Annotated in this window: 16 protein-coding genes; 5 read left to right on the top strand and 11 right to left on the bottom strand. The window is 64.7% G+C overall.

Annotated elements, in window-relative coordinates:
• Positions 1-37: 37 nt before the first annotated feature.
• On the top strand, positions 38-925 hold the full coding sequence (locus tag EP376_RS15525) for a lysophospholipid acyltransferase family protein (RefSeq protein WP_127656536.1): 888 nt from the start codon (positions 38-40) through the stop codon (positions 923-925).
• A 256-nt stretch (positions 926-1,181) separates the two neighbouring features.
• Here EP376_RS15525 and EP376_RS15520 read toward each other — a convergent pair whose 3' ends face one another.
• A complete protein-coding gene (locus tag EP376_RS15520) occupies positions 1,182-1,871 on the bottom strand; it encodes a DUF1223 domain-containing protein (RefSeq protein WP_127656535.1) in 690 nt (229 codons plus the stop codon).
• A 217-nt stretch (positions 1,872-2,088) separates the two neighbouring features.
• Here EP376_RS15520 and acnA point away from each other — a divergent pair, with 217 nt between their 5' ends.
• On the top strand, positions 2,089-4,860 hold the full coding sequence (gene acnA, locus EP376_RS15515; protein ID WP_127656534.1) for an aconitate hydratase AcnA: 2,772 nt from the start codon (positions 2,089-2,091) through the stop codon (positions 4,858-4,860).
• Positions 4,861-4,984: 124 nt separating this feature from the next.
• On the opposite strand, the gene EP376_RS15510 is transcribed toward acnA, so the two are convergent.
• From EP376_RS15510 to yajC, 9 genes are read right to left on the bottom strand one after another with little or no spacing between them, the layout of a single operon-like run.
• Entirely contained in the window at positions 4,985-5,530 is a 546-nt protein-coding gene (locus tag EP376_RS15510; protein WP_127656533.1) for a DsbE family thiol:disulfide interchange protein, read from the bottom strand.
• A complete protein-coding gene (ccmD, locus tag EP376_RS15505) occupies positions 5,523-5,675 on the bottom strand; it encodes a heme exporter protein CcmD (RefSeq protein WP_203330855.1) in 153 nt (50 codons plus the stop codon). The genes EP376_RS15510 and ccmD overlap by 8 nt, the downstream gene beginning before the upstream one ends.
• Complete coding sequence (locus EP376_RS15500) at positions 5,672-6,412, bottom strand: heme ABC transporter permease (RefSeq protein ID WP_127656532.1); 741 nt, start codon at positions 6,410-6,412, stop codon at positions 5,672-5,674. Before EP376_RS15500 ends, ccmD begins: the two co-directional genes overlap by 4 nt.
• A 51-nt stretch (positions 6,413-6,463) precedes the next feature.
• Positions 6,464-7,120, bottom strand: coding sequence for a heme exporter protein CcmB (gene ccmB / locus EP376_RS15495; RefSeq protein WP_127656531.1), 657 nt, complete (start codon positions 7,118-7,120; stop codon positions 6,464-6,466).
• Positions 7,117-7,734, bottom strand: coding sequence for a heme ABC exporter ATP-binding protein CcmA (gene ccmA / locus EP376_RS15490; protein ID WP_127656530.1), 618 nt, complete (start codon positions 7,732-7,734; stop codon positions 7,117-7,119). The genes ccmB and ccmA overlap by 4 nt, the downstream gene beginning before the upstream one ends.
• A 3-nt stretch (positions 7,735-7,737) precedes the next feature.
• Positions 7,738-8,091, bottom strand: a complete 354-nt coding sequence (locus EP376_RS15485) for an Mth938-like domain-containing protein (protein ID WP_127656529.1) — start codon at positions 8,089-8,091, stop codon at positions 7,738-7,740.
• Between the two features lie 28 nt (positions 8,092-8,119).
• Complete coding sequence (secF, locus tag EP376_RS15480; RefSeq protein ID WP_127656528.1) at positions 8,120-9,088, bottom strand: protein translocase subunit SecF; 969 nt, start codon at positions 9,086-9,088, stop codon at positions 8,120-8,122.
• Positions 9,089-9,092: 4 nt separating this feature from the next.
• A complete protein-coding gene (secD, locus tag EP376_RS15475; RefSeq protein ID WP_127656527.1) occupies positions 9,093-10,754 on the bottom strand; it encodes a protein translocase subunit SecD in 1,662 nt (553 codons plus the stop codon).
• 7 nt (positions 10,755-10,761) lie between these two features.
• Positions 10,762-11,043: a preprotein translocase subunit YajC gene (gene yajC, locus EP376_RS15470; protein ID WP_203330854.1), complete on the bottom strand. Its 282-nt coding sequence runs from the start codon at positions 11,041-11,043 to the stop codon at positions 10,762-10,764.
• A 285-nt stretch (positions 11,044-11,328) separates the two neighbouring features.
• Here yajC and EP376_RS23525 point away from each other — a divergent pair, with 285 nt between their 5' ends.
• A complete protein-coding gene (locus tag EP376_RS23525; protein ID WP_164744950.1) occupies positions 11,329-13,047 on the top strand; it encodes a pentapeptide repeat-containing protein in 1,719 nt (572 codons plus the stop codon).
• 76 nt (positions 13,048-13,123) lie between these two features.
• Positions 13,124-14,416, top strand: coding sequence for a serine--tRNA ligase (serS, locus tag EP376_RS15460; RefSeq protein WP_127656524.1), 1,293 nt, complete (start codon positions 13,124-13,126; stop codon positions 14,414-14,416).
• A gap of 15 nt (positions 14,417-14,431) precedes the next feature.
• Here the strand turns inward: serS and EP376_RS15455 are convergent, their stop codons facing one another.
• Entirely contained in the window at positions 14,432-15,622 is a 1,191-nt protein-coding gene (locus EP376_RS15455; protein ID WP_164744949.1) for a T6SS phospholipase effector Tle1-like catalytic domain-containing protein, read from the bottom strand.
• Between the two features lie 102 nt (positions 15,623-15,724).
• On the opposite strand from EP376_RS15455, the gene EP376_RS15450 reads away from it, so the two are divergent.
• Complete coding sequence (locus tag EP376_RS15450) at positions 15,725-16,441, top strand: hypothetical protein (protein WP_127656522.1); 717 nt, start codon at positions 15,725-15,727, stop codon at positions 16,439-16,441.
• Position 16,442 lies beyond the last annotated feature (1 nt).

Below are 16,442 nucleotides of genomic sequence, written 5' to 3'. Positions count from 1 at the left end.
ACCGACCCGATACGCAACCGAAAAGCACCCGCGAACCATGCCCGAGCCGTCCGGAACGTCGCTGCAATGGCTCGAAGACAGGGCGATCCGGGGGTTGATCGGCGCGGCGATGACCCTGCCCTTCAACCGGCGGCGCGCCCTGATGGGCGCAGCGATGGCCCGCCTCGTCGGGCCCGTGGCGGGCTATGAGGCCAGAGCCCGCACCAACCTCGGACGGATCCATCCCGAAATGACCCCGGCAGAGCGGCGCCGGATCGCCCGGGCCGTTCTTGATAACGCCGGTCGCACCATTATCGAGAATTACAGCTGGCCGGACCTCGGCCGCGACCTTGCCACGACCACGCCGACCGGCCCCGGACTGGCCGCGCTCGAGGCCGCGAGCGCCGAGGGACGGCCCGTCCTGTTCGTCACGGGCCACTACGGAAATCACGAAGCGCCCCGGCAGGTTCTGACGCGGCTGGGCTACACGATCGGCGGGCTCTACAAGCCGATGAAGAACCCCTTTTTCAACGCCCATTACATCCGCACCATGACCCAGATGTCAGGACCCGTCTTTCCCAAGGGGGCAAAAGGCACGCGCGGTTTCGTCCGGCATCTGAAATCGGGGGGGATGGCCACGCTCCTGTTCGATGTGCATGACCGCGACGGCGTGCCCCTGCCCTTCCTGGGCCAACCGGCGCGGACCTCGACCTCGGCGGCAGAGCTTGCGCTTCGCTACGACGCGGTTCTGATCCCCTATTTCGGGGTCCGGCTGCCCGACGGGCTGAGCTTTTCGGTCGAACTGGACGCTCCGATCCCCCCCGGCGACCCGATCGAGATGACCCTGTCGATGACCCGATCTCTCGAGGCACGGATCGCCAGAGATCCGGGGCAATGGTTCTGGGTGCATCGCCGTTGGAAAGGCGGGGATCAACCCGCGACTTGACACGGACCCGCGCGCCGCGCCCGGAACCACTGACAGGAGGAATGGTCTGGCGCATGTCGAAACCAGCCGCGCCACCTGAAACCCCTGATCGCCACGCAGTCTGGGAAAGCCATTGGCCCTCCGTAGCCGCCCGAAAACCTGATCTGCCAGACGCAAGTCCTGCAATCCATGCGTCACGAAAACCGGGACCAGTTCCCGCTGGACCACGCGATCCATGATTTTGCGCGGAAGCTGGTGAAACGGAGCTGAAAGCGCCCTATTCGATCCGGGCCGCGGCAAGGATCGGACCGTTTCCGTCTTCCTGCACGATCACGACCGAGGGCTGAGACCCGCTCAGCTCGGCGCTAAGGCGCAGGGTGTCGGCGCCGTCCCACCGGGCGATCACATCCCAGTCAGTCACGACATTCGAATGGCTCAGCGTCCGGCCGCGGTTTTCACCGCGCAGGATCTCGACCCGGGAGTCGGGGATATAACGGACCAGCTGCACCACCATGTCGCCACGCGCGGTGCTGCGCGCCTCGAGGCTGAAGCCACCATCCGAGGCCACGATGCTCAGCGTGACCGCATCGGGCTCCTGCTCCTGACTGCGGATCAGGTCCATCACGGCCATGCCGTTGGCGCCGATCACATGATCGCGCCCGCCGATGATGAATTGCGGCGTATAGACGGTGCGTTCGCCCGCCGCGCGGGCATAGCCATGCTGGCGTTCGGTGAATTCGGGCGAGGCGTAGATATCCTTCCAGCCGATGTAATCCCAGTAATCCACATGCAGTGCCAGTGCGATCACATCGTCGCGGGAGGCCAGCTCTTGCAGCATCGCATCCGCCGGCGGGCAGGAGGAACATCCCTGCGAGGTGAACAGCTCCACCACCACGGGATTGTCCTGGGCGGTCGCAGGCAGCGCAAGGCAGATCGATGACAGTAGAGCGGCGCAAAAGGCTCGCATCCCGGTTCTCCCGTTTCGTGGTTTTCCCTGACTAGAAGGCGGTTGGCATAAATGCCAATCAATCAATCGAGAGACCCCGCAACAATCGCCGAAAACAAGGCTTGGAAAACATTGTGTGCAATAGTATACCGCACACAAACAGGCCGCGACTCTCCCTGTGATAACAGGACAACGCGCGCGCCAGACCGTCAACCCAGCCACAGAAAGGGTCCTGCCCATGCCCATCACAGTCGGACACGACAGCGCCAAGGTCCGCAAGACGCTGACCGTCGGCGACAAGAGCCTGTCGTATTACTCCATCCCCGCCGCCGAGGCTGCGGGACTTGGCTCGTTTTCCAACCTGCCCGCCGCGCTCAAGGTCGTGCTGGAAAACATGCTGAGGTTCGAGGACGGCAAGACCGTCACCACCGCCGACATCAAGGCGTTTTCCGACTGGGGCAAGCAGGGCGGCCGCAACCCGCAGGAAATCGCCTATCGCCCGGCCCGCGTGCTGATGCAGGACTTCACCGGGGTGCCGGCGGTCGTCGACCTTGCCGCAATGCGCGACGGGATCATGGCGCTGGGGGGCGATCCGCAAAAGATCAACCCGCTCAACCCCGTTGACCTTGTCATCGACCATTCGGTCATGATCGATGAATTCGGCAATCCGCGCGCCTTCCAGATGAACGTGGACCGCGAATACGAACGCAACATGGAGCGCTATGTCTTCCTCAAGTGGGGTCAGAAGGCGTTCAACAATTTCCGCGTGGTGCCGCCCGGAACCGGCATCTGCCACCAGGTCAACCTCGAGTATCTTGCCCAGACCGTCTGGACCGATGTCGACCAGAACGGCGACGAAGTGGCCTATCCCGACACGCTCGTCGGCACCGACAGCCACACCACGATGGTCAATGGCGCAGCTGTCCTCGGCTGGGGTGTCGGCGGCATTGAGGCCGAAGCCGCTATGCTGGGCCAGCCCATCTCGATGCTGATCCCCGAGGTCGTGGGGTTCAGGCTGACCGGCGCCATGGTCGAAGGCACGACCGGCACGGACCTCGTTCTGAAGGTCGTGGAAATGCTGCGCGAAAAAGGCGTCGTCGGCAAATTCGTCGAATTCTATGGCCCCGGCCTCGATACGCTGCCGCTGGCCGACCGGGCGACCATCGCCAACATGGCGCCCGAATACGGCGCCACCTGCGGGTTCTTCCCGATCGACGACGAAACGCTGCGCTACCTGCGCAACACCGGCCGCGAAGAGGCGCGCGTCGCTCTGGTCGAGGCCTATGCCAAGGAAAACGGCTTCTGGCGCGGCCCGGATTACGATCCGATCTATACCGAGACGCTCGAACTCGACATGGGCACCATCGTGCCCGCGATCTCGGGGCCCAAGCGGCCGCAGGATTACATCTCGCTCGATCTCGCCGCCACGTCCTTTGGTCAGTATGTGAAGGGCCTGCGCGAGGGCAAGGACGCCTCCCCCAAGGAGGAGATCCGCTGGGAAGGCGAAGGCGGCGCGCCGGAGCCCACCGAGATCCCCGGCGACGAGGGCCATCACAAGCGCGGCTACGTCCAGACCGAGGACGGTCATTACCAGCTGCATGACGGATCGGTCGTGATCGCCTCGATCACCTCCTGCACCAACACCTCGAACCCCTACGTGATGATCGGTGCGGGCCTCGTCGCCCGCAAGGCGCGCGAACTGGGCCTGACGCGCAAGCCCTGGGTCAAGACATCGCTTGCGCCGGGCAGCCAGGTCGTCTCGCATTACCTCGAGGCCGCGGGCCTTCAGGAGGATCTCGATGCGATCGGGTTCAACCTCGTGGGCTATGGCTGCACGACCTGCATCGGCAATTCGGGACCCTTGGCCGAAGAGATCAGCAAATGCATCAACGACAATGACCTGATCGCGACCTCGGTCCTGTCGGGCAACCGCAACTTCGAGGGCCGGATCAGCCCCGACGTGCGGGCGAACTACCTCGCCTCTCCGCCGCTTGTGGTGGCCTACGCGCTGGTGGGCGACATGAATGTCGACATCGCGAAAGAGCCGCTCGGCACCGACAAGGACGGCAACCCGGTCTACCTCAAGGACATCTGGCCGTCACAGCAGGAAGTCGCAGAACTCGTCGAGAAGACCGTAACGCGCGAAGCGTTCCAGTCGAAATACGCCGATGTTTTCAAGGGCGACGAGAAATGGCAGGGCGTCGAGACCACCGATGCCGAGACCTATGACTGGCCGGCCTCCTCGACCTATGTTCAGAACCCGCCCTATTTCCAGGGCATGTCGAAAGAACCCGGCACGATCTCGAATATCGAGGGCGCAAGGGTTCTGGCGATCCTGGGCGACATGATCACCACCGACCACATCAGCCCGGCCGGGTCGTTCAAGGACACGACGCCTGCGGGCAAGTACCTGATCGAACGGCAGGTCCCGGTGCGGGAGTTCAACTCCTACGGTTCGCGCCGCGGCAATCACGAGGTGATGATGCGCGGCACCTTCGCCAACATCCGCATCAAGAACGAGATGCTGGAGGGCGTCGAGGGCGGCTACACTGTCGGTCCCGATGGCCAGCAGATGTCGATCTATGACGCGGCCATGGCCCATCAGGAGGCGGGCACGCCGCTCGTCGTCTTCGGGGGAGAGCAATATGGCGCAGGCTCCAGCCGGGACTGGGCGGCCAAGGGCACGGCGCTTCTGGGCGTCAAGGCGGTGATCGCCGAAAGCTTCGAGCGGATCCACCGCTCCAACCTCGTGGGCATGGGCGTGATCCCGTTCGAATTCACCGGGGGCGACACGCGCAAGTCGCTCGGTCTGACGGGTGAGGAAACGGTGTCGATCTCGGGTCTCGACACGATCGAGCCTCTGCAGGAGGTGCCCTGCACCATCACCTTTGCCGATGGCACCGAGAAGACGATCCAGATCAAGTGCCGGATCGATACGGCGATCGAGATCGAATACATTGAACATGGCGGCGTGCTGCATTACGTGCTGCGCAATCTCGCCGCCGCCTGATCACGGGCGATACAAGACGACAAAGCCCCGCCATTGAGCGGGGCTTTTTCATTCAACCGCTGGCCAGGGGGCCGGAAACTTTGAAAGTTTCCGGTCCGATTTCTTTGAAAGAAATCGTGCGGCCTCAGCCGTCGGCGGCGAGCGCCTTCTCGAGTTCAGGCAGAAACCGCTGCCGGTAGTCATCGCCAACCAGGGGGCCGATGAACCGGAAAAGCACCGTGCCATCGCCGCCCACGATGAAGGTCTCGGGCGGCGCGGTCACGCCCCAGTCGATCGCACGGCGGCTGGTCGGGTCATAGCCGGTGGCGAAGAACGGATTGCCCTCATCGGCGAGGTAGGACAATGCATTGTCCTCCTCGTCCCGGAAGTTCAGTCCGGCGACACGGATGCCGTCCGCGTTCATCGCATGCAGCGTCGGATGCTCGACCCGGCATGGCGGGCACCAGCTCGCCCAGAAATTGACGACAGTCACTTCGCCCGAGCGCAGATCCTCGGCCGTCAGCGTCGGCGTCCCGGACAGCCCCGCATCGGGAACCGGCGGCGCCTGCTGGCCCACGAAAGTCGAGGGCAGCTCGTCGGGATTGTCGCGCTGCATCCCCGCGAAAAACAGCCCAGCAAGGGCGGCGAAAGCCACCGGCGGGATAAGCATCAGGGGCTTGATCCTAGCCATTGTCGCGATCCTCGACATCATCGAGCCTGCGGCGCACCGACCGGGCCTGCACAACGCTCAGAACCACGATCGCGGCCAGAAGAACGATGCTGACTGCATAGGCGCTCAGAACGGCGCCCGCGTAATCACCAAGATCGGGCATCATGCGCGCACCTCCTGACGACGGGCCCGCATCTCGAGCGCGCGGATACGCCGGCGCCCGATCTCGGTCCGGGTGCGCAGCAGCACGAGCGCGAGGAACAGCAAAACAAAGCCCGCGATGCACAAAAGCAGCGGCTGGTAGAAGACATCGGCCACGTTCTCTTCCTTGTCGAGGCTGAGCGAGGCGCCCTGATGCAGGCCCTGGTTCCAGAAATTCACCGCATAGCGCGACAGGAGCGCGAAGACCGACCCCACCATGCACAGGATCGAGGTCAGGTCCGCCGCCGTGTCGGGATCCGAGATTGCCTGCCAGAGCGCCACGTAGCCGAGGTAGAACAGGAACAGAATAAGGAACGAGGTCAGCCGCGGGTCCCAGGCCCACCAGGTGCCCCACATGGGCTCTCCCCAGATGGCGCCCGTGAAAAGCGCGATCAGCGTCATGGCGATCCCCACCGGGGCCGCAGCCTTGGCGGCAAGTGCGCTGACATGATGGCGCCGGATCAGCCAGATCAGCGAGGCCACCAGCATCATCAGCCAGGCATTGATCGCCATGAGCGCCGACGGCACGTGCAGGTAGATGATCTTGACGGTCGACCCCTGCCGGAAATCATCGGGCGTGAAGAAGAACCCCCAGATCAGCCCCACGACCAGCGACACACCGGCCAGACCAAAGAACCACGGCACCAGCGGTGTGGTGGTGGCGATGAATTTCTTCGGGTTTGCATAATCCCAGATCGACATGTCAGTTTCCTAGACCGGGGCGCCGCCGGGCTCAATGCCCGTGACGCGACCTCACCTCAGATTGACCTTCAGTACCATTGCCGCGGCAAAGGGCATCAGCGCAACCGTGCCCATCGTCACACCCGCCAACAACAGAAGCGGGCCCTGCACCGCGAGCCCCTCGCCGCCGCGCCGGGCCACCTCGGCTCCGAAGATCAGTGTCGGCACGTAGAGCGGCAGAACAAGCAGCGACAACAACAACCCGCCCCGGCGCAGCCCCACCGTGAGCGCGGCGCCGAACGTCCCGATCAGCGACAGCGCCGGCGTGCCGATCAGCAGCGACAGGATCAGCCATGGATAGGCCGCGGGGGCGAGGTTCAGGAGAAACCCCAGCGCAGGCCCCGCGATCACCAGCGGCAGGCCCGCGGTGATCCAGTGCGACACCGCCTTGGCTAGCGACACGCTCTCCAATGGCAGGGGCGCGGTCGCCAGAAGCTGCAGCGAGCCATCCTCGTAATCCAGCGCAAAGATCCGGTCGAGCGACAGAAGCGCGGACAAAAGCGCCGCGACCCACAGGATGCCCGGCGCGATCTCGCGCAATTGCAGCGCCTCGGGGCCGACGCCGAAAGGCACCAGAACGATCACGATCAGGAAGAACGCCAGCCCCAGTCCAAAGCCGCCCCCGGCCCGGATCGCCAACCGCAGGTCACGCGCGATGAGCGCGATCACAGAAAGGCCTCGTCGCTTCCGCCCGCCGCCCCCGCCTGCGCCGCAAAGGGCGCCAGTTCCAGAACCGGGGCATCAAGGCCCAGTTCGATATGGGTGGCGATCACCGCGCTGCCGCCCTGCCCGAGGTGCCGGTCACGCAGAAAATCCGCGAACAGGTTCACCGATTGCCGGTCGAGCGAGATTGTCGGCTCATCGAGCAGCAGGATCCGGCGCCCCACGACGCCCAGCCGCGCAAGCCCGAGGCGCCGCTTCTGGCCCGACGACAGCGTGCCCGCCATGCGGTGCCGCAGATCGCCCAGATCGAAAGCGTCATAGATGTCGGCGGGGACGTCTTGTCCGTAGACCCGGGCCCAGAAGGCAAGGCTTTCCTCCACGGTCAGCGCATCCTTGATGCCGTCGGAATGGCTGGCATAGGCCACGTCATCGCCCGCGCCCTCGATCTCGCCCGATACGGGAGGCTGAAGCCCGGCAAGCGTGCGCAGAAGCGTGGTCTTGCCGATCCCGTTGGGGCCTCGAAGGATCAGCGCCGTTCCGGGGGCCACGTCGAAGGACAGCCCCTCGAGAACGGTCCAGCCGCCCCGGGCCACACTCAGATCGCGCACCCGAAGCGTCATGGATCAGACCGGCAAAAGGGCAAGGCCCACGCGCCGACCCTCGCTCAGAAGCACGTTGTACGTCCGGCAGGCTGCGGGTGAGGCCATGCATTCGACACCGATCCCGGCATCTTCCAACGGCTCGCGGAACGTGGCCGGGAGATGGGCGATCTCGGCGCCGGTGCCCACGAAGAGCACGTCGATGCCGCCCGCCAGCGACAGGAGCGCCTCGCGGTCGTCATAGCCGCCCCAGGGGGTCACCCGGCCCGGCACCACGATGATCGGACCCTCGTGCACCTCGTTGGCAATCCGGAAGAACCCCGGACCATAGCCCTGGATCGGGGCGGCATCTTCGTACTTGATCTCGTTCAGTTGCATCCTCGGCCCCTTGCGGCTTCGGTTCGGGTCAGGCGTCGATGTCGGCGAACTTGTTGCCCTTGGGCTTGTCCGTGCCTGACCAGTCCCGCTTCACGCCGAGCATCAGCACGACGTTCTTGGCAACGTAGATCGAGGAATAGGTGCCCACGACCACGCCCCATGTGATGGCAAAGACAAAGCCGCGGATCACGTCACCGCCAAGGAACAACAACGCCAGAAGAGCAAGCAGCGTGGTCGTCGACGTCATCAAGGTCCGGCTGAGCGTCTCGTTGGCCGAGAGGTTCAGAACCTCCACCAGAGGCATCGTCTTGTACTTGCGCAGGTTTTCCCGCGTCCGGTCAAACACCACGACCGTGTCGTTGATCGAATATCCCACGATCGTCAGCAGAGCCGCGATGATCGCGAGGTCGAACTTGATCTGCAGAAGAGAGAACAGGCCGATCGTGATCGCCACGTCATGGATCAGGGCCGCCACCGCGCCCACCGAGAACTGCCACTCGAATCGCAGCCAGATATAGATCACGATCGCGACCAGCGCGCCCGTCACCGCAAGGATCGCGGCCTGGATCAACTCGCCCGAGACCTTGGGCCCCACGCTTTCGACGGCGGGAAAGGTGATCGAGGGATCGACCTGCTGTAACGCCTGTTCGACGGCAAGGATCGTTTCGGTGCTGGCACTTTCTTCGCCGGGCTGCGCCTCGATCCGGATCTGCGCCACGTTCTGATCGTCGCGGAAAGTCGGATCGAACACCTCGGTGATCGAGATATCGCCCAGATCGAGCGCGTCGATGGCCTCGCGATAGGCGCCCACATCGATCGATTGAACCGATTCCGTGCGGATCGTGGTGCCGCCCCGGAAATCGATCCCGAAATTCAGCCCCATGGTCAGGAACAGGATGATCGAGGCGATTACCGCCACGACCGATGCCCCGAAGGTCAAGCCGGCAAAGCGGAAGAAATTGATGTTCGTCTCGGACGGAACCAGTCTCAGTCGCATGTTCCTAAACCTCGATGGTTCTCGGGCGGCGGCGTTCGAACCACAGCACGATGAAAAGTCGCGTGACGAAGATCGCGGTAAAGACCGACGTGACGATGCCCAATCCCAGCGTGATCGCAAAGCCGCGCACCGGGCCCGACCCGACGGCATAGAGAATCGAGGCCGTGATCAGCGTGGTGATATTCGCGTCGATGATCGCTGAAAGCGCCCGGGAATAGCCCAGCTCTATCGCGCGCGCAGGCCCTTTGGCGGTTTTCAGTTCCTCGCGGATCCGCTCGAAGACAAGGACGTTGGCGTCGACAGCCATGCCCACCGTCAGAACGATCCCTGCAATGCCCGGCAATGTCAGCGTCGCCCCCAGAAGCGACAGGACGCCGAAGATCATGCACAGGTTCAGGATCAGCGCGAGATTGGCGAACCATCCGAACAGACCGTAGCTCAGCCCCATGAACACGATGACCAGGGCAAGGCCCACGGCGGCGGCCAGCTTGCCCTTGTCGATACTGTCCTGCCCCAGTTCGGGACCGATGGTCCGTTCTTCGAGGAACGTCAGACCGGCGGGCAAGGCGCCCGCACGCAACAGAACGGCAAGGTTCGTCGATTCCTCGGCCGTGAACCGGCCCGTGATGATGCCCGACCCGCCCGGGATATGCGACTGGATCGTGGGCGCCGAGATCACCTCACCGTCCAGAACGATCGCGAAGGGCGCGCCGATATTCTCGGCCGTATAATCGCCGAAGGCGCGCGCGCCGCTCGGGTTGAACCGGAAACTGACGGCGGGTCGGCCGTTCTGGTCGAAACTCGGCTGCGCGTCGACCAACTCCTCGCCCGATACGACGGGCGCGCGTTCCAGAACGAAGAAGACCCCCTCCTCGTCAAGCGACGGGGCGAGTATCTCGTCCGGTGCGACATTGGTCGCGGGGTCCGTCGTGCGGGTGATGACGGGGTTGAAGGTCAGCTGCGCCGTGGTGCCGATCAGGTCCTTGACCTCCTGCGCCGATCCGACGCCGGGCACCTGCACGAGGATGCGGTCCGCGCCCTGCCGCTGAATGGTCGGCTCACGCGTGCCGGCCTCGTCGATCCGGCGGCGGATGATCTCCAGCGCCTGCTGCATGGTCCGGTTGTCGGTGGCGACGCGTTCCGCCTCGCTCAGCGTGACGGTGAGCACCGGGCCATCCGCACTGACGGCGATGTCGGAGGCGCCTGCCCCCGTCACCGTCACGACCGGGCGGGCCAGTCCACGCACCAGTTCCAGGGCGCGGGCCGCGCCCTCGGCCTCGGAGATGCGGACGCGCAATTCGTCCGTCCCGCTTTCTTCTCGGGTGACGAAGCCCACCGTGTCCCGCTCGGCCGCCAGAACGTCGCGGACCTCGGGCCAGAGCGCGTCGAGCCGCCCGGCATAGACATCCTCGACCTGAACCTCGACCAGCAGATGCGCCCCGCCCCGCAGGTCGAGACCGAGGTTTACGAGGCCCGACGGCAGGAAATCGGGCCATTGCCCGGCCACCGCCGAAAGATCGTCATTGCTCAGCCCGCTCTCGATCACCGCGCGGGCGTCGTTGGACTGCTCCACCCGCGTGTAGAAGGCGTTGGGCAGGGCCAGAACCAGACCGCCGATCAGGATCGCGAAAATGACGATCCGGCGAAAGAGCGAGATTTGAAGCATTTCCGGCTCAGCTCTTGGCCGGTTCGGTCTTGCTCAGCACTTGCGTGATCGTGCTGCGCACCACCCGGACGATTACGCCGGAGGCGATCTCGACCTCGATCTCGCCCTCGTCCTTGACCTTGGTCACCTTGCCGATGACGCCGCCCTGCGTGACGACCTGGTCGCCCCGGCGCAGCGCCTTCACCATTTCCTGGTGTTCCTTGAGCTTTTTCTGCTGGGGACGGATCAGCAGGAAATACATGATCGCGAAGATCAGGATAAGCGGGACGAGGGAGGCAATCCCTTCCATGGCGGACCTCTTCATTAACCTGTCGGACGGGCCGATCCGGCCCCGATTGATTTTCCGCCGCCCTTGTAGGGAGCGCGGGGGCGAAAGGCAACGGCCCCCGACACCCCCGCACACGGCAGTCTTCGCGATATGGGGACCGGGACCGGGGATGCAACGCCTGCGGCTGAGGGCCGCAGGTCGGGTTCGCAAGATCACGAGTGCAGTTCAGGACGGGACAGGCGTCGACATCGGCGCGAAAATCAGGTCTCTTTGTCGCGTATGGGTTGCGCGAGCGGGGTGCGTGTCTTGAGCGACGAGAAAGAGAATGATCCCGGAATTCTCGAATGGCTGAGTGTCCGCCCGGTGCCAGAATGGGCGAAATCGCGAGCCTTGGGCGCATTATTCGGGATGCTTGTGATCCTGATGGTCCTGACAGCCTTTGGCGCGGCCTTCGCGGTTCTGATCTCTACCTATTGGCAAGCCTTTTCCGACAGCGGCCCCAGCCTCGGTGCCGGCACCCTGATTATCGGCCTCCTCGGCGCCCCGTTCCTGATCTGGCGCACCCTCGTGGCCCAACGCACCGTCGACATCGCGCAGGAAAACCACATCACCGACCTGATCAACAAGGCCGTGGAGGGGTTGGGGGCTGAGAAAGTCGTTAGAGTTCAACTAAGGCATAACGACGGTTCTTACATGACGGAACCGGTATCGACTGCTCTCGATGCCAAGAGCAAGCCGCTCATGACTGAGTACACCGCGCCCAACATCGAAATCCGGATCGGCGCGATCCTTGCCTTGGAGCGGCTGGCCCAGAAGAACCTCGACGTCCACATCCAGATCATGGAAATCCTGACAGCCTATATCCGCCAGAACGCCCCCGCGTCAGACGCGGTGGATGTGCCGGAACTGAATCTGCGAGATGATGACGACCGGGTTGTCCGGGAAGCCGTCTGGGAGAGGTGGCGGCATGCGTATGCCGCGAAGACCCGGCGAATCCTCGCAAACTCGGGGGCGAATGGCGATGCGGTGCGCCCTCGTGCGGATGTTCAAATGGCCCTCACCGTGATCGGACGGCGCACCAATGCTCAAAAGACGGTGGAGCGGGATGGCGTCCCATCCTTTGAAGACAGCGGTTTGAAGGCGCCTGAATGGACCGATGATGTATCCGCTTCAGAGGCGTGGGCCAAGGCCATGGATCAATTCAAGACTGCCGTCAGGGAGTGGCTAGTTCGAAGGCGGCGCTACCGGCTCGATCTGCGCGAAACAAACCTGCAAGGTGCCGATTTCGAACATGGCGACTTCGAGAACGCCCGTTTCGATGGGGCGCAGTTGCAGGGCGCGCGCCTCGTGGGGGCGCAGATGCAGGGCGCGGGCCTCGTGGGGGCGCAGATGCAGGGAGCGGACCTCGTGGAGACGCAGATGCAGGGGGCGGTCCTTTTGGGGGCGCGGATGCAGGGGGCGCTCTTCAGGGGCGCGCGAATGCAGGGGGTGAACCTCCATTCGGCGCAGATGCAGGGGGCAGCCTTCAGATTGACGCAGATGCAGGGGGCGGACCTCGTGGAGACGCAGATGCAGGGGGCGGACCTCAGTTTTGCGCGGATGCAGGGGGCGAACCTCTGGCAGGCGCGGATGCAGGGGGCGGACCTCATGGAGGCGCGGATGCAGGGGGCGCGGCTCGGGCTAGCACTGATGCAGGGGGCGCACATCGTGCAGGCACGGATGCAGGGGGCGAACTTCTGGGTAGCGCGGCTCGACTCTGAAACTAACTTCACGGCGGCAGATGTTCAGTTTGCCGCCCTGAAATCCATAAACCTTTCCAAGTCAACTCTGGATCAAGATCAGGTGAACGGCATGTTCGGCGATGCGACCGTGGTTTTGCCAGGGGGACATGGTCCCGACAGCGCGCAATGGCCTGCCCATTGGCCGAGGCATGATCTCACGAATAAGGACTTCCGCTCCCAATGGCAGAAGTGGCTCGCCAACCCCGACACCTACACCCCTCCCGAACTGCCTGAACCAACCTGACACTCCCGCCTTCCCCTCCTCCCCGTTCTGCGGCATATGTCGCCGCACCTGAAACCCGTCCGAGAGGGACAAGGACATGCACGACATCAAGTTCATCCGTGACAACCCGACCGCGTTCGACGAGGGCATGGCCCGCCGGGGCCTGTCTGCGATGTCGTCCTCCATCCTTGCGCTCGACGAGGCGCGGCGGGGCCTGATCCATGCGGCCGAGACCGCGCAGGCCGAGGCCAACAAGGCCGCCAAGGAGATCGGCGCGGCCAAGGCCGCGGGTGACGAGGCCACGTTCGAACGTCTGCGCGCCGAGGTGGCCGAGAAGAAATCGGCCATCGCGCGGCTGCAGGACGAGGCCAAGGAAAAGGACGCGGAGCTTCACACCCTCCTGCTGGGGATCCCGAACATCCCCTATGACGACGTGCCCGAGGGTGCGGACGAGGATGACAACGTCGAGATCCGGCGCGTGGGCAGCCCTCGCAACTTCGCCTTCCAACCTGTTGAACATTATGAGATTCCGGCCGTCCGCGATCAGCTCGATTTCGAGGCGGGCGCGCGGCTGTCGGGCTCGCGCTTCGTGGTGATCAAGGGGGCCGCCGCGCGGCTGCACCGCGCCCTCGCGCAGTTCATGATCGACACCCATGTCGAAGATCATGACCTGACCGAGACGCAGACCCCGGTCCTTGTCCGCGAAGAGATGATGGTGGGCACCGGTCAACTGCCGAAATTCGGCGAGGACAGCTACCAGACCACCAATGGCTGGTGGCTGATCCCGACGGCCGAGGTGACACTGACGAACCTCGTTCACGGCCAGACGGTCGAGGAAGCCGCCCTGCCCATGCGGATGGCCGCCCACACGCTGTGCTTCCGCTCCGAGGCGGGATCGGCCGGGCGCGACACCTCCGGCATGCTGCGCCAGCACCAGTTCGAGAAGGTCGAGATGGTGACGATCTGCACGCCCGAGACCTCTGGCGACGAACACGGGCGCATGACGCGCTGCGCCGAGGCGATCCTCGAGAAGCTGGGCCTGCCCTACCGCACGGTCGTGCTGTGCACGGGTGACATGGGCGCGGGCATGAAGAAAACCCATGATATCGAGGTCTGGCTGCCCGGACAGAACACCTATCGCGAGATCAGCTCCGTCTCTGTCGCGGGCGATTACCAGGCGCGGCGTATGAATGCGCGCTACAAGCCCGCGGGTGGCGGCAAGCCGGAGTTCGTCCATACCCTGAACGGATCGGGCCTTGCCGTGGGGCGCGCGCTGATCGCGGTGCTGGAAAACGGGCAGGAGGAGGACGGCTCCGTCACGCTGCCCGAGGTGCTCCACCCCTATCTGCGTGGCAAGACACGGATTTCTGCCGCGGGCGAACTGGTCTGACGGCGCGGGCGGCCCTCAGCCGCCCCCGCCCCGTCCCGTCGTTCCCGTCAGAGCGCCGATCACGCGGGACAGCGTCCCGGGCCGGTAATCGGGCTGTGCCGCGACCTTGTCGCGCGCGGCCCCGCTGACCAGAGCCGGATCGCCCGGCCCGTCTCGGTCGCGCCCGGTGACCCGCATGTATTGCGTCATCACGTCGGCCTGGATCTTGTTGATGACCGGCGTTTCGATATCGCGTTCGGCGCGGATCATCTCCCACAATTCGGGCCGCATATCGAGACCGGCGCGCTGCGCGCCCTGCGCGATCCAGTCGAAGCTGTAGGCCGACAGGCCCTTGCGCACCCCGCCACCGCCGACCGATCCGTGATCGCCGGGAAACCATTCCTCGCGCAGCGGCAGGCTGTCGCGGTCGATCCCCGAGAGATCCGCCCCCTCCTCCAGCCCCAGCCTGCGGCGGTTCAACTCGTCGATCCGCTCCATCGGCGTGGGCGCAAAGGCGCGGCGGCGTTCGTCGATGGCCAGCGCATGGCGGGCGGAGGCGATGATCGACGACAATTCCTTGTCGTGGAACTGATGGTCGCGGTTGAGCAGCGGTGCGGCCATCCAGTAGCCCGGCACACCGAGCGAGCCGACCGTATCCCAGACGCCGAGAAAGCTGATCGTCAGCGGCTCGACCAGACCGGGCTTGTTGGCAAGGCGCCAGTCGAATTCATCCCTGCTTGTCACCGTGAAGGGCGCGAAATCCGACCTCCACCGGATGTTGCTTTCGTGATCGGGGTGGTTCTTGGCGCTCTTGGGCCGGCGATAACGGGCCATGGCCTTGGGGATCTGCCCCACGTTCTCCCGCGGGGGGATGCCGCAGTAGCGGATCAGGCCGGCCAGCGACCGCGCGGTATAGGCGCCGCGCGAGAAGCCAAAGATGTAAAGCTCGTCCCCCGGCTCGTAGCAGAAGACAAGCGCGCGATAGACATCCTCGATATTCTCGGTCAGGCCCCAGCCCATCGCACCGCCCAGCACCTTGTCCGTCAGCCGGGCCAGCGCGTTCGAGCCGCGCCCCGTGCCCACGCCCATCTGGTAGATGACATGCTGTTTGCGCCCGTCGGCGGCGCTGTGCTTGACTGTCTGGGCAAGGCGCACGACGTTGGTGGGATCAGGCGCCTCGGCCCGGTTCCATGTTCCGTCACAAAAGATCGCGATCCGTTTTTTCATGAGCCAAGTCTCGGGCCGGCCGGGCCCTCCGGTCAAGTTCGGAAAACCCGACCTTTTCGGCCGGACGCTTGACCCCAACAGAAAGCCGCACATGTCATGGGCATGATGAAACCACTTCCCCTTCTGACGCTTCTTTTCACGCTGAGCTTCGTGATCTCCCCCGCGCTGACCGATCCGTTCAGCGGGTTCGAGGCCGACCAGCTTCCGATTCCGCAGATCGACCCGCCCGTGCAGCCGGCGGGCTATGCCTTTGCGATCTGGGGCCTGATCTATGGCTGGCTGGTGGTGTCGGCGGTGTTCGGCCTGGTGCGCCGCGCCGATGCGCCCGGATGGGATCATGCCCGCGAGCCCCTGATCCTGAGCCTTGCCATCGGCACGCCATGGCTTGCCATCGCAAATGCCAGCGCGATCTGGGCCACGGTGGGCATCATCGCCATGGCGGTCTTTGCCATCGCGGCGCTGCTGAGATCGCCGGCCGCAGACAGATGGTGGCTGCGGGTGCCGGTGGCGATCTATGCGGGCTGGCTGACGGCGGCGTCTTTCGTCTCGATCGGCAGCACGGCGGCCGGATACGGCCTGATCTGGGATCAGACCGGCTGGGCCTATGCCGGGATCACGGGCGCGTTCCTCGTGGCCTTCGCGATCCAGAGGCGGATGCCCGGCGCACCTGAATACGGGTTGACGGTGATCTGGGCGCTGGTGGGCATCGTGGTGGCCAACGGGCTCGATCAGGTGTGGATCAGCGGCACCGCCGTGGCGGGCATCGCGATCCTTGCCCTTGTCGCGGGCGGAGGGGCGGCCCGCGCGGCGCGGGCCTGAC

Source organism: Alexandriicola marinus, from assembly GCF_004000435.1.
GTDB lineage: Bacteria > Pseudomonadota > Alphaproteobacteria > Rhodobacterales > Rhodobacteraceae > Alexandriicola > Alexandriicola marinus.
Note: the sequence above shows the minus strand (reverse complement) of the source record. Positions and strands in the feature narration are given on the sequence as shown.